Below are 13,135 nucleotides of genomic sequence, written 5' to 3'. Positions count from 1 at the left end.
TCAGGTGTGGGCCAGGGGACGGGCGAGTGCGGCGCGCATCCGGTCCGCGACCGCAGGCCGGGGCCGGCCGTCCAGCCCCCGCACGGTGTCCAGCAGGTGGTCGAGCCGGGCCGCGTCGCGGGTGCCGACGGCGACAGAGGACAGCAGGTCCGCGAGGACCCGAGCCGTCCCCGGGTCCTCGTCCGCGGTTCGGACCCAGCCCCGTACCGCCTCTTCGGCCCGTTCGTTGGCCGTCCGGTCGTTGAGTGCACCCCGGAGCAGCCGGGCGATGGCGGCGGAGGAGGAATGCGACCGGGCCGCCACCCTCAGCAGCGGAGGACAGGCGCGCTCGTCCCACCGTTCGCAGGCGGTGAGGAAGCCCTCCAGGGCCAGCGCACGCGCCGAAGGGTGGCCTTTGAGGGCCGGCACCAGGGCGTCCAGGGCGGCATCGGACGCCGGCGAGAGCAGCAGCAGAGCGACGGACTGGGGGAGCTCTTCGGAGACCTGCTGGTCTCCCGCGCCCGTACGGGACTGGTTCAGCCCCTTGTCGTACAGGTGCCGGGCTTGTGCCTGAAGGGCGGAGAGGGTCTCGGCCGGGCGCTCGGGCCCGATCAGCCCGAGTGCACGGACACCCACCCAGCAGCGCTTCGGGTCCTGCCCGGACACGCTCCAGGCGTCGACGATCCGCGGGATGTTCGGGGCTCCGATGCGGTGGGCCAGGGTGAGGGCACTGACCGCCGTCAGCTGCCGACGGGATTCCCTCGCCCCCGCCCAGGGCTCGATGATCAGAGCCATCGTCGACGGCAGGTCGGTGTAGGCGAGGACGGCGACGGTGGCTGCCGCCCGGGTCCGTACGAAGGGCCGCCCGTCGACGGAGAGGGCGTTGAGCCATTTGATCAGCGCGGGTCGCGCGGCGGGGTGGCCGGTCCAGACCTCGCGCAGCACGACCGGTGCCACCCGTTCGTCATGGAAGGCCGCCTTGACCTGCGTGACCGGACCCCACTCGGTCGTTTCCTCGTCCTCATAGCTGTACGCGCGTGAGTTCTGCAGGCGTTTGCCGATATGGGTACCGAAGACCGGTATGGGCTTCTGGTACGTTTCGTCGCCAGTGCTGCGTAGGGCGCTGTACAGGATGTCGCTCAGCTCCGCGGTGAGCGCGTACGGCCCGCGGTCGAAGGCGGCCAGTGCGATCAGGAAGGCCTTCTCCCGCAGCTGCACGGGTGTCTCCGCCTCCTCGAACCACTCCTGGACCTGCGCCACCAGCGTGTCGAGCGAGTACTGCTTGATCCGGTCCTCGTCGGCCTCCGCGAGAACGGCGACGTACCGCACGACCTCGCGGATCTGCCGCTCGTGCGTGAGGAACTCGGCGACGGCGGGCAGGGCCAGTAGCCGCCGGGCGTGTTCGGCGCCGGTCTTCTTGGGGACCAGGGCCGCGAGGACGGTCAGTGCCGCGGGCGGATGCCAGGCGGAGAGCTCGACGGTGTCCTCGACGTAGGGACTGCGGCCGGCGGTGACGACGAGGTACCCGTCGAGTTCGCGCATGCGGCCGCGCAGCGCCAGCACGTGGGCTTCCCGCAGCGGGTGCTCACGCGAGATGTCCAGGTCGCACAGCACGTAGCCGGTGGCGCCGTCACCCGCGGTCAGCCGCAGGCTCAGCTCGCTCGGCCTCACGTCCCGGTCCAGGGCACAGACCGGCGTGGCGCCGAGGTGGTGCAGCAGCATGAGGGCCGCAGTGCGGCGGCCGGTGAACGGGTCACCGGCCAGGACGATCACCCGTTCCTCGCGCAGCTTCTCCAGCAGCCGGGCGAACGGGGTGCCTTCCGGTACGAAGTCGTCGGCGAGCCGTTCCAGGGTCTCCGCCGGGATCTCGCCGGAGACCTGGGTGCCGCCGAGACCGCCGAAGTTGTAGTGGTTCTCGGTCTTCCCGCCCGTGATGATGTCGCCGATGACCTGCCGGGCCGTGACGCCGTGGTTGGTCCCGCGGAAGTGGAGCCCCATGGAACTCGGGGCGTGGTCGTCCAGGTCCCGGCGGGCGGCCCAGGGTTCCTGCGCGGGTCGCTCGGCCTCGGCCGCCTGCGCACCCCCGGCCTGCTCGGCGGCGGGTCCCTTCGGTCCGCTCGGCGGTACCCCTTCCTCGCTCACCGGCGCTCGCCCGGGCCGCCGAAGGTGATGTCTCCCTGCACCTGGTTCGCGACCAGGCCGTGGTTGGTGCCGCGGAAGTCGACGCCGACCGGTGCGGGCGACTGGGGGTGGCGCAGCGGGGGCTGCAGGGGCGTGGGAGGTGCGGCGGGTAGGGGACCGTGGAGCCAGGCGGCCATCCGACCGTTCTTGGTGGGGACGGTGATCGCGTGGAACTCGTCCCTCGGGATGCCGAGGTGGTCGTGGGCGACGATGCCCGCGTGCACGGATTCGGACACGCACAGCGCGAAGTCGTCCGCACGCTCGCGCAACGAGTCCCGCAGCTGGTCACCGTCGAGGAGGCGGCAGGCGTTGTTCACGTCCGTGCCCACCCAGCCGCCGAACTCGTCGATGTCGACGAAGCCTGTGGCGAGGACGGCCCGGAGCCGGATCTGCGCCGAGCTGGCGGCCAGCCGGTTGACGGCGCGCAGTTCGGCCGGCGCGTCCTTCAGCAGCGCGCGCAGCAGCTCGGTCAGCGGAACGGCGGGATCGATGAGCTCCATGACCGCGTCACCGCGGTCCTCCCGGCGCCGCAGGCTCTGGTCGGCGCCGGCCCGGAGCAGGACTCGGTCGACGATCCCGAAGAGCATTCGCCGGAGGTAGCCCTGCTGGACGTCGTCGCGGTCGCTGAACCGCTCGGTGTCGATCAGGAGCAAGGTACGGAAGAGGGGCTGTGGGTGCGTCATGCGAGCAGCGTCGGGCAGGCGGGCCCGTCGCCGTGAGGGAGGAAGACGCACCCGAGTGTGACCGTGTGCACTGAAGGGGGCGGTGCGCCTTCCTCAGACGGCGGGCGACTGGGCCCGGGCGATCCGATGCAGCACGTCCGGCCGCGTGATCACCAGCGTGCGCCGGCCGGTGCTGATGACACCCCTGTCCCGCAGGCTCTTCAATTCCCTCTGCACCATCTCGCGTGAGGCGCCCACGGCGCCCGCCAATTCCTGCTTGGTCAGCGGGACGGCCACATCCACCCCCTCCGTGGTGCGTCTGCCGTGGATCCGCGCGAGGTCGAGCAAGAGCACCGCGAGCCGTTCGCGGACCGGCATGGAGGCGAACTGGAGGTTGCGCCGGTCGGCCTCGCGCGTGCGGTCGGAGGACAGGGCCAGTAACTGGAGCGCGACGCCGGGGTGCCGGCCGAGGAACACGCGGAAGGATTCGTGCTCGATGACGACCGCGCGGACCTGTTCGAGTGCGGTGATGGTCGCGGAGCGGGGCCGGCCGGTGAGCGCCGCGGACTCTCCGATGATGTCTCCCGGCCCGCGCAGGGCGAGGAGGGCCTGGTAGCCGTTGGGGTGCGTTGCGGTGACCTTGGTCCAGCCCCGCAGGATCAGAAGGACGTGCGCCGTGGGCTCGTCCTGGTGGAGCAGGGTGCTGCGGGGTGGGTAGGCCACCTCGCGCCCGAGTGCCCGTAAGGCGGCGCCATCGGCCTCCTCCAACCGGGCGAGCAGGGGGACCCGGTCGTCCAGCCCGCCTTCGCCGTACGCCGGGTCCGCACCGTCTGCCATCTGCAACCGCCCCCGCCCCTGTCGATCAGGGCGGTCAATGTACTCAACAACGGCCTTCGGCGGTTCCGGAACTGGGGGATCAACCCGCAGCGCGCTCGCGGCGGCGGCGGACGAAGTCCGCCGTGGTGACCGAGGTCAGGGTCAGGAGGGCCAGGGTGGCCGCGGCGAGGCCCGGGGTGAGGCCCTTGGGGGTGTAGGTGCAGGAGAGGTGGCGGGTGCCCGGGGTGAGGGGGACGGCCAGGAGGCCGTGGAAGTCCGTCGTGGGAGCCGAGCACTGCCAGCCCGGGATGTCCGTCATCGCGAAGACGGCGGTGCCGGCGGCGGTCGCCGGGAGGGTGGCCTCGATCGTGTGGCCGCCGACGCGGACCGCGGTGGCGCCCGTGGCGGTGAGGTCGCGGACCCGGGCGTCCAGGGCGGCGCGGTCCAGGCAGCCGAGGGGGTGCGGGCCGGCGGTGGCGTTCTCGGTGCGGGTCTCCACCGTCGCGGTGACCGTGCCGGACGCGGGGACCGGGCCCAGGGGGAGGACGCCGGTCATCCGGTCCTCCAGGGGGAGGGAGCGATCGCCGGCGCGGAGGGTGCCGTAGAGCTCGGGGGAGTACCAGTAGGCCTCGGAACCCGGGGTGCAGGCGGCCGTGTAGGTCTGGGAGGCCTGCGTGCCCGTGCGGGTGGTCTGCGGGACCTCGTAGACCGTCGCGCCCAGGACGTTCTCCTGGCGGGCGTAGACGCTGTCGGCCGGGTTGGGGGACGTGGCGGGGGCGGGGCGGACCGTCACCAGGGGAGGGGCGGCCTGCTTCGTCGCCGTCCAGGTGCCGGGGGCGGTGCCCGGGCGGACCCGGGCGCCGATCGAGAAGATCGCGTCGAGGACCGGGTTGTCGGCGCCGAAGAAGGTCCGGCCGTCGTTCTTGTAGCCGTACCCCAGGGGCTCCAGGGCCTTGTACGTCGCCTCCGGCAGGTAGCTGCTGTAGTACTGCGGGCCCTCCGCCCGAAGCGCCAGGGCGTCGTTGTACGAGGTCTGCGGCGCGCCCGAGTCCGTCCGGTAGGCGGGCCAGCCGTCCACCTGGCGGACCGCCTCGAAGTGGTTCGTGATCGAGCGGTTCGAGGTCGGGGCGGGCTGGGCCCAGCGTTCGCGCGAGCGGCGGGCGTCCGCGTTGGCCGCGGCGACCGTCGATTCGGCGAAGACCACGCCGATCATGAGCACGGCGGCCAGGGCCACCAGCCCGCGCCGCTTCCCGCCCAGCGCGAGCAGGGTCAGGGCCAGCAGGGAGAGCGCGCCGCCGCCCAGGACGGCCGGCCAGGTCCAGCCGCCGAAGTCGTCGGTGTGGCGCAGGACGAAGGTGGCCAGGACCAGGAGGGCGGCCGTCAGGGCCAGGTGCAGCGGCCGCGGGCGGTTGGCCAGGGCCAGCCAGGCCAGGACGACGACCATCCCGCTGAACACGAACGTCTCGCGGTACGGGTTGCCGTTCGGCACCGCCAGCCCGTGCCACACGTACTGGGTCGGGGGGAACTGGAAGGAGGCCAGGACCAACAGCGTGGCCGCCGCCCAGACCAGGCGGGTGCGCCCGGCGATCCGGGTGTTCAGCAGGAAGGAGCCCGCCAGGATCAGGCCCAGCGAGGCCACGTACAGGCGCGGCCGGCCGCCCCACAGGTGGGTGGCCGGGAGCATGCCCGCCAGGAAGACCTCGACGCGCACCGGGTCGAAGGCCGCGGCCTTCGTCGGCTGCGAGGCGCCACTGGAGAGGAACGACGGCAGGAGGAGGGGGAGGGTCAGGAGGATGCCGGTCGCGGCGGCGGTGGCCGCGCGCCACAGGGCGCGCAGGCGCTGGGCTCCCGTCATGTCCAGGGTCAGCATCCGGACGGCCAGCAGCACGCACGCGGCCATCGTGGCCATCATCGCCGTGTAGAAGTTCCCGTACCAGGCGAGCGCCACCAGGAGTGCCGCTCCCGGCCAGCGCCGGCCCTCCAGGCACCACTCGACCGCGATGCCCAGCAGGGGCAGGGCGACCAGGCCCCACAGCCACATCGGGATGTACGAGGCGTCGCTGAGCGCCCAGCCGCACAGGCCGTAGCAGGCGCCGAGGACGCCGCGCTGCCACCACGGGCCGCTCTGGAGCCTGCCGAGGTAGACCGTCATCAGGGCGGCGGCCGCACCCATCGTGACCGGGGTGATCAGGAAGACGGCCAGGTCCACGTGGGCCCGCGGGACGAGGACGGCGAGCCACGAGAAGGGGTTGCCGAGGTACGTGTAGTAGTCGGACAGGAACTGCTGCCCGAAGCCCCCGCGCCAGCTGAAGAGGACGTCGCCGGCGGCCTGGCCGTGGACCAGGTCCCACAGGGCGCGGTGGAAGGGCACGTACTGGTTGGCCTGGTCGTTGACGGCCCGGCCGGTGTTGCCGAAGGGGAAGCTGCCGCGGGCCGCCCAGGCGGCGCAGAACGCGCCCGAGGTGAGCAGGAAGGCCAGCAGGGGCCCGTACAGGCGCGGGAGGGCCGCGCGCCGCCGTGCCGCGGGGGCGCGGCCGCCGCCGGGGGGCGGGGCTGCCGCCGTCGTCGGCTCCGTGGTGACCGTCCCCAATGTCCTGCTCCTGGCGCTCGTACGTTTTTGAACTGACTCGCTGGGATTCGCTGGCAGTGTAGTTCGCCCGCACTACCACGCCCGTGTGACCTTCGCGAGGCCGCCCCGGCTCCGGGGCCCCATACCCAAGGGGCGCCTGAGCTGCGCGGCCGTGCGGGCGGCGGCGGCGCGGCTTATGTTTTGACCGGAGTGGATGCGGTGGGTACGCTCAGACCTTGTGCCTGGGGTGTGCCTGGGCTCCCGCGCGTGTCCATCAACCGCACGGCGAGCCGCATCGGCCACCGAGATTCATGCGCCTCCACGCTTGCGCGGAGCTCCGCCGAATCCGACACACCCGACCGCGTGGGTCGGAAAAGTTCCAGGTTAGCTTCACTACACGGCACACAGAAACCGGAGAAGTAGTGCCTACGATCCAGCAGCTGGTCCGGAAGGGCCGGCAGGACAAGGTCGAGAAGACGAAGACCCCCGCGCTCGAGGCTTCGCCTCAGCGTCGTGGTGTCTGCACGCGTGTGTTCACGACCACCCCGAAGAAGCCGAACTCGGCGCTCCGTAAGGTCGCGCGTGTGCGTCTGACCTCCGGCATCGAGGTCACCGCTTACATTCCGGGTGAGGGTCACAACCTGCAGGAGCACTCGATCGTGCTCGTGCGTGGTGGCCGTGTGAAGGACCTGCCGGGTGTTCGTTACAAGATCATCCGCGGTGCGCTTGACACCCAGGCTGTCAAGAACCGCAAGCAGGCCCGCAGCCGCTACGGCGCCAAGAAGGAGAAGTAAGAATGCCTCGTAAGGGCCCCGCCCCGAAGCGCCCGGTCATCATCGACCCGGTCTACGCCTCTCCTCTGGTGACCTCGCTCATCAACAAGATCCTCCTGAACGGCAAGCGCTCCACCGCCGAGCGCATCGTCTACGGCGCCATGGAAGGCCTCCGCGAGAAGACCGGCAACGACCCGGTCATCACGCTGAAGCGCGCGCTGGAGAACGTCAAGCCGTCGCTCGAGGTCAAGTCCCGCCGCGTCGGTGGCGCGACCTACCAGGTTCCGGTCGAGGTCAAGCCGGGTCGTCAGTCGACCCTGGCCCTCCGCTGGCTCGTGGGTTACTCCCGCGCCCGCCGCGAGAAGACCATGACCGAGCGCCTGATGAACGAGCTTCTCGACGCCTCGAACGGCCTCGGTGCGGCCGTCAAGAAGCGCGAGGACACGCACAAGATGGCCGAGTCCAACAAGGCCTTCGCGCACTACCGCTGGTAGTCCCAACCCACATCGAGACCGAGAGAAGACTGAGCCGATATGGCTACCACTTCGCTTGACCTGGCCAAGGTGCGCAACATCGGCATCATGGCCCACATCGACGCGGGCAAGACGACCACCACCGAGCGCATCCTGTTCTACACCGGTGTGTCTTACAAGATCGGTGAAGTCCACGACGGCGCTGCCACGATGGACTGGATGGAGCAGGAGCAGGAGCGCGGCATCACGATCACGTCCGCCGCGACGACCTGCCACTGGCCGCTCGAGGACGTCGACCACACCATCAACATCATCGACACCCCGGGTCACGTGGACTTCACGGTCGAGGTGGAGCGTTCGCTCCGCGTCCTCGACGGTGCCGTCACCGTGTTCGACGGTGTCGCCGGTGTGGAGCCGCAGTCCGAGACCGTTTGGCGTCAGGCGGACCGCTACGGCGTGCCGCGTATCTGCTTCGTCAACAAGCTCGACCGTACGGGCGCCGAGTTCATGCGCTGCGTCGACATGATCAAGGACCGCCTCGGTGCGGTTCCGATCGTGATGCAGCTGCCGATCGGTGCCGAGGCCGACTTCCAGGGCGTGGTCGACCTCGTCCGCATGAAGGCCCTCGTGTGGTCCGCCGAGGCCACCAAGGGTGAGATGTACGACGTCGTCGACATCCCCGCCTCGCACACCGAGCTGGCCGAGGAGTGGCGCGCCACCCTCGTCGAGCAGGTCGCCGAGAACGACGAAGAGATGATGGAGCTGTTCCTGGAGGGCGTCGAGCCCACCGCCGAGCAGCTGCACGCGGCCGTGCGCCGCATCATCCTCGGCTCCGGCAAGGGCAAGGGCGAGCCCACGATCACCGCGGTGTTCTGCGGTACGGCGTTCAAGAACAAGGGCGTCCAGCCCCTGCTCGACGCCGTCGTGCGCTACCTCCCGTCGCCGCTCGACATCGAGGCCATCGAGGGCCACGACGTCAAGGACGCCGAGGTCGTCGTGAAGCGCAAGCCGTCGGACGAGGAGCCCCTCGCCGCGCTCGCGTTCAAGATCATGAGCGACCCGCACCTCGGCAAGCTCACCTTCGTCCGGGTTTACTCGGGCCGCCTGGAGGCCGGCACCGCGGTGCTGAACTCCGTCAAGGGCAAGAAGGAGCGCATCGGCAAGATCTACCGCATGCACGCGAACAAGCGTGAGGAGATCGACGCGGTGGGCGCCGGCGACATCGTCGCCGTCATGGGCCTGAAGCAGACCACCACCGGTGAGACGCTGTGTGACGACAAGGCCCCCGTGATCCTGGAGTCCATGGACTTCCCGGCTCCGGTCATCCAGGTCGCCATCGAGCCCGCCTCGAAGGGCGACCAGGAGAAGCTGGGTGTCGCCATCCAGCGCCTCGCGGAAGAGGACCCGTCGTTCCACGTCCACTCGGACGAGGAGACCGGCCAGACCATCCTCGGCGGTATGGGCGAGCTGCACCTCGAGGTGCTGGTCGACCGTATGAAGCGCGAGTTCAAGGTCGTCGCCAACGTCGGCAAGCCGCAGGTCGCGTACCGCGAGACGATCCGCAAGGCCGTCGAGCGTCACGACTACACCCACAAGAAGCAGACCGGTGGTACCGGTCAGTTCGCCAAGGTGCAGATCGCGATCGAGCCGATCACGGACGCCGATGGTCCGGCGTACGAGTTCGTGAACAAGGTCACCGGTGGCCGCGTGCCGAAGGAGTACATCCCTTCGGTCGACGCCGGTGCGCAGGAGGCCATGCAGTTCGGCATCCTGGCCGGCTACGAGATGACGGGCGTCCGCGTCACGCTTCTCGACGGTGGCTACCACGAGGTCGACTCCTCCGAGCTCGCCTTCAAGATCGCTGGTTCGCAGGCCTTCAAGGAGGCCGCGCGCAAGGCTTCGCCCGTTCTGCTCGAGCCGATGATGGCCGTTGAGGTCACCACGCCCGAGGAGTCCATGGGCGACGTCATCGGTGACATCAACTCCCGCCGTGGCCAGATCCAGGCCATGGAGGACCGTCACGGAGCCAAGATCGTCAAGGGCCTCGTGCCCCTCTCGGAGATGTTCGGCTACGTCGGCGACCTCCGCAGCAAGACCTCGGGTCGCGCCAGCTACTCGATGCAGTTCGACTCCTACGCCGAGGTTCCCCGGAACGTCGCCGAGGAGATCATCGCGAAGGCCAAGGGCGAGTAACTCTTCCGAGTTCACGTTTTAGGCTTGCCACCGGAGCCTCTGGGGCAACAGGAGCAACCCTCCCGTTGCCCCGGGGGAGCCGGCTTTCCAGCAAAGATCACCTGGCGCCGACGATTCAAGGCGTACAGAACCACTCTCAGGAGGACCCCGTGGCGAAGGCGAAGTTCGAGCGGACTAAGCCGCACGTCAACATCGGCACCATCGGTCACATTGACCACGGTAAGACGACCCTCACGGCCGCCATTACCAAGGTGCTGCACGACAAGTACCCGGACCTGAACGCGGCGTCGGCGTTCGACCAGATCGACAAGGCTCCTGAGGAGCGCCAGCGCGGTATCACCATCTCCATCGCGCACGTCGAGTACCAGACCGAGGCGCGTCACTACGCCCACGTCGACTGCCCGGGTCACGCCGACTACATCAAGAACATGATCACCGGTGCCGCGCAGATGGACGGCGCCATCCTCGTGGTCGCCGCCACCGACGGCCCGATGCCGCAGACCAAGGAGCACGTGCTCCTGGCCCGCCAGGTCGGCGTTCCGTACATCGTCGTCGCCCTGAACAAGGCCGACATGGTGGACGACGAGGAGATCCTGGAGCTCGTCGAGCTCGAGGTCCGTGAGCTGCTCTCCGAGTACGACTTCCCGGGCGACGACCTGCCGGTCGTCCAGGTCTCCGCGCTGAAGGCGCTCGAGGGCGACAAGGAGTGGGGCGACAAGCTCCTCGGCCTGATGGACGCCGTGGACGAGGCCATCCCGACCCCGCCGCGTGACACCGACAAGCCGTTCCTGATGCCCGTCGAGGACGTCTTCACGATCACCGGTCGTGGCACCGTCGTCACCGGCCGCATCGAGCGTGGTGTCCTGAAGGTCAACGAGACCGTTGACATCATCGGCATCAAGCAGGAGAAGACCACCACCACGGTCACCGGCATCGAGATGTTCCGCAAGCTGCTCGACGAGGGCCAGGCCGGTGAGAACGTCGGTCTGCTCCTCCGTGGCATCAAGCGCGAGGACGTCGAGCGCGGCCAGGTCATCATCAAGCCCGGTTCGGTCACCCCGCACACCGAGTTCGAGGCCGCTGCGTACATCCTGTCGAAGGACGAGGGTGGCCGTCACACCCCGTTCTTCAACAACTACCGCCCGCAGTTCTACTTCCGTACCACGGACGTGACCGGCGTCGTGACCCTCCCCGAGGGCACCGAGATGGTCATGCCGGGCGACAACACCGACATGTCCGTCCAGCTGATCCAGCCGGTCGCCATGGAGGAGGGCCTGAAGTTCGCCATCCGTGAGGGTGGTCGTACGGTCGGCGCCGGCCAGGTCACCAAGATCACGAAGTAATTCGTGTTCTGACCTGGTAGCTCGCTCCAGCGGGCACCATGTTTGACGGGAGGGCCCCTTTCCCACCGCTCCGGCGGCGGGGGAGGGGCCCTTCGTCGTTCCCGCGGGCGGGACCCCCGTAAGGACGGGATAAAGGCCTGTGAGAGGCTCCGCAGCAGATCACGTGCGACGGAGCGTTCAGGGTGGGAAGCATGGACCGGCAGGGCGACGGACGGCCGGAGATATCCGACGAGGAATGGGCCCGCTTCAGCGAGCAGGTCGCGCGGGAGAGCGCCGGCGCGCCGAAGGAGCCCTCGGCGCGGGCCCGGATGGTCACCGCGCGCCTGCGGGCCGAGGACGAGGAGCGGGCGCGGGCCGGGCGCCGCCGCCTCGGCCGCACGCGGAAGCCGCAGCGCAACGAGCCGCCCGGCTGGAGGACGGGGCCCGCCTGGCAGGAGAGGGAGGGCCGGGGGCGGGGCAAGCGGCGGCTCAAGGCCGCGGCCGCGATCGTCGCCATCGCGGGGCTCGCGCTGGTCGCCGTACGGCCCGAGCTGGTCATCGACCGGCTGACGGGGAAGGCGCAGGCCCGCCAGGAGGCCCGTGGCGCCGCCCCGCTGCCCGCGGAGTCCGTACGTCCGACGGCGGCCCCGGAGGCCGTGTACCCGGACCGGCCGACCTTGAAGGAGCCCTTCCGCGGCTCGCCGGCCGCGCAGTGGGCCGACGGCGCCGCCGGTATCGAGGTGCCGGCCGCGACGGCCGTCGGCGGGCTGAGCGAAGGGCAGGTCGCCGAGGCGCTCGCGAAGGCGAAGCAGTTCCTGGTCGCGGCCAACCTGGATCCGGTCGTGCTGCGCGGGGAGTGGCCGAAGGCGGCTCTGGAGGTGCTGGACCCCCGGGACGAGGAGCTGCCCCGGAGGCTGAAGGAGTCCTACGAGCGGCCCGCCCGGGACCGGGACCCGCTGGTGCTGTCCACCCGGTACGACCCGGCCGAGCTGAAGCCCGTGGGCGACGTGGTCAAGGTGCGCGGCCGGATGTGGGTGGAGCCGGGGGAGAAGGCGGGCGTGGCCGTGGTGAAGGCGGACTACACGTTCGTCCACCCGTTCGTGAAGGTGAACGGGAATCCGGAGGACGTCGCGCGGACCATCGTCCGGCGAGAGCTCGGCTTCTCGGTCGTCGACCCCGGCAAGTGGCGCGGGACGCCCGGCGCGCTGCTGCTCACGACCCTCCGGCACGACCTCGGCAACAGTGCCTGCGACCGGTTCGACGGGTACGTGCACCCGTCGTTCTTCTCGGACCCGGACCAGAGCGGACCGGCGCCCACCGGACCCACCGTGGACCCGTACGACCGCTCCCGGGCGATCGGCGCCGACCGGCAGGAGGGCTGCGGGACCGTATCCCGCTCCTGACCAGGGATCCCCGTCGCGTGCCGTGGTTTGACGTGATCGCGCGGCGGGGTATTCTCTTCGGCCCGATTGGCCAGGTACGTGTCTCGTATGGCAGACTACTCAAGTTGCTCGGCTGTGTGCCGATGCTGCGCGCCTCCCGCCGGGAGGACCGGAAGCGAGTCCCACAGTACTCGTCGTCCTTAATCTGCCTTTCGGGGCAGCAATGAGGGCGGACGTACGGGAATCTTCTGGGAAGTGTCAGCACGGCCCGCACCAGGCACTCGGTGGGTGTTTCTCCCCCGATGCGCGGTCCAGGACCGCACCCCCTTGGATGAGGGAATTTCCGTATGGGAATTTTTTCGGAGGGAGTGCGACACGCCCGACCGCGTGGGTCGGAGGAGAGGCCGCGGAACCCCGTTCCGCAGCCGGCCGGGAGCCAGAGCGTTTCCATACAGAGACAGGACTACGGAGTAGCCATGGCGGGACAGAAGATCCGCATCCGGCTCAAGGCCTACGACCACGAGGTCATCGACTCCTCGGCGAAGAAGATCGTCGAGACGGTGACCCGCACTGGTGCGTCGGTCGCGGGCCCGGTGCCGCTGCCCACTGAGAAGAACGTGTACTGCGTCATCAAGTCGCCGCACAAGTACAAGGACTCGCGCGAGCACTTCGAGATGCGCACGCACAAGCGCCTGATCGACATCCTCGACCCGACGCCCAAGACCGTTGACTCGCTGATGCGCCTGGACCTTCCGGCCGGCGTTGACATCGAGATCAAGCTCTGA

At 69.9% G+C, this 13,135-nt stretch carries 10 protein-coding genes; 6 read left to right on the top strand and 4 right to left on the bottom strand.

All coding sequences use genetic code 11. From position 1 onward, the window contains the following. From AB0469_RS07870 to AB0469_RS07855, 4 genes are all read right to left on the bottom strand, one after another. On the bottom strand, nt 1-2,121 hold the full coding sequence (locus AB0469_RS07870; RefSeq protein WP_366450445.1) for a hypothetical protein: 2,121 nt from the start codon (nt 2,119-2,121) through the stop codon (nt 1-3). Further along, a complete protein-coding gene (locus AB0469_RS07865; RefSeq protein ID WP_366450444.1) occupies nt 2,118-2,843 on the bottom strand; it encodes a hypothetical protein in 726 nt (241 codons plus the stop codon). Before AB0469_RS07865 ends, AB0469_RS07870 begins: the two co-directional genes overlap by 4 nt. A 93-nt stretch (nt 2,844-2,936) precedes the next feature. After that, nucleotides 2,937-3,659 carry a Crp/Fnr family transcriptional regulator gene (locus tag AB0469_RS07860; RefSeq protein ID WP_366450443.1) on the bottom strand — a complete coding sequence of 241 codons (723 nt, stop codon included), beginning with the start codon at nt 3,657-3,659 and terminating at the stop codon, nt 2,937-2,939. 79 nt (nt 3,660-3,738) lie between these two features. Further along, nucleotides 3,739-6,228 carry a YfhO family protein gene (locus tag AB0469_RS07855; protein WP_366450442.1) on the bottom strand — a complete coding sequence of 830 codons (2,490 nt, stop codon included), beginning with the start codon at nt 6,226-6,228 and terminating at the stop codon, nt 3,739-3,741. Between the two features lie 401 nt (nt 6,229-6,629). Here AB0469_RS07855 and rpsL point away from each other — a divergent pair, with 401 nt between their 5' ends. The 6 genes from rpsL (at nt 6,630) to rpsJ (ending at nt 13,135) form a co-directional block, all read left to right on the top strand. Beyond that, nucleotides 6,630-7,001, top strand: coding sequence for a 30S ribosomal protein S12 (gene rpsL, locus AB0469_RS07850; protein ID WP_007265893.1), 372 nt, complete (start codon nt 6,630-6,632; stop codon nt 6,999-7,001). 2 nt (nt 7,002-7,003) lie between these two features. Continuing rightward, nucleotides 7,004-7,474: a 30S ribosomal protein S7 gene (gene rpsG, locus AB0469_RS07845; RefSeq protein WP_007265894.1), complete on the top strand. Its 471-nt coding sequence runs from the start codon at nt 7,004-7,006 to the stop codon at nt 7,472-7,474. A 39-nt stretch (nt 7,475-7,513) separates the two neighbouring features. Beyond that, nucleotides 7,514-9,646 carry an elongation factor G gene (gene fusA / locus AB0469_RS07840; protein WP_042812323.1) on the top strand — a complete coding sequence of 711 codons (2,133 nt, stop codon included), beginning with the start codon at nt 7,514-7,516 and terminating at the stop codon, nt 9,644-9,646. A gap of 149 nt (nt 9,647-9,795) precedes the next feature. Further along, complete coding sequence (gene tuf / locus AB0469_RS07835; protein ID WP_042812325.1) at nt 9,796-10,989, top strand: elongation factor Tu; 1,194 nt, start codon at nt 9,796-9,798, stop codon at nt 10,987-10,989. Between the two features lie 191 nt (nt 10,990-11,180). Next, nucleotides 11,181-12,371, top strand: coding sequence for a hypothetical protein (locus AB0469_RS07830; protein WP_366450441.1), 1,191 nt, complete (start codon nt 11,181-11,183; stop codon nt 12,369-12,371). A gap of 455 nt (nt 12,372-12,826) precedes the next feature. Beyond that, nucleotides 12,827-13,135, top strand: coding sequence for a 30S ribosomal protein S10 (gene rpsJ / locus AB0469_RS07825; protein WP_003948644.1), 309 nt, complete (start codon nt 12,827-12,829; stop codon nt 13,133-13,135).

The organism is Streptomyces sp. NPDC093801, from assembly GCF_040701585.1.
Taxonomy (GTDB): Bacteria; Actinomycetota; Actinomycetes; order Streptomycetales; family Streptomycetaceae; genus Streptomyces.
This window is presented reverse-complemented; position numbering and strand designations above follow the sequence as displayed.

Excerpts from the sequence above, each read along its gene's own strand:
- AB0469_RS07860 (WP_366450443.1), bottom strand. The coding sequence starts at position 3,659 with ATGGCAGACGGTGCGGACCCGGCGTACGGCGAAGGCGGGCTGGACGAC.
- rpsJ (WP_003948644.1), top strand. The coding sequence starts at position 12,827 with ATGGCGGGACAGAAGATCCGCATCCGGCTCAAGGCCTACGACCACGAG.
- AB0469_RS07830 (WP_366450441.1), top strand. The coding sequence starts at position 11,181 with ATGGACCGGCAGGGCGACGGACGGCCGGAGATATCCGACGAGGAATGG.
- fusA (WP_042812323.1), top strand. The coding sequence starts at position 7,514 with ATGGCTACCACTTCGCTTGACCTGGCCAAGGTGCGCAACATCGGCATC.
- rpsG (WP_007265894.1), top strand. The coding sequence starts at position 7,004 with ATGCCTCGTAAGGGCCCCGCCCCGAAGCGCCCGGTCATCATCGACCCG.
- AB0469_RS07865 (WP_366450444.1), bottom strand. The coding sequence starts at position 2,843 with ATGACGCACCCACAGCCCCTCTTCCGTACCTTGCTCCTGATCGACACC.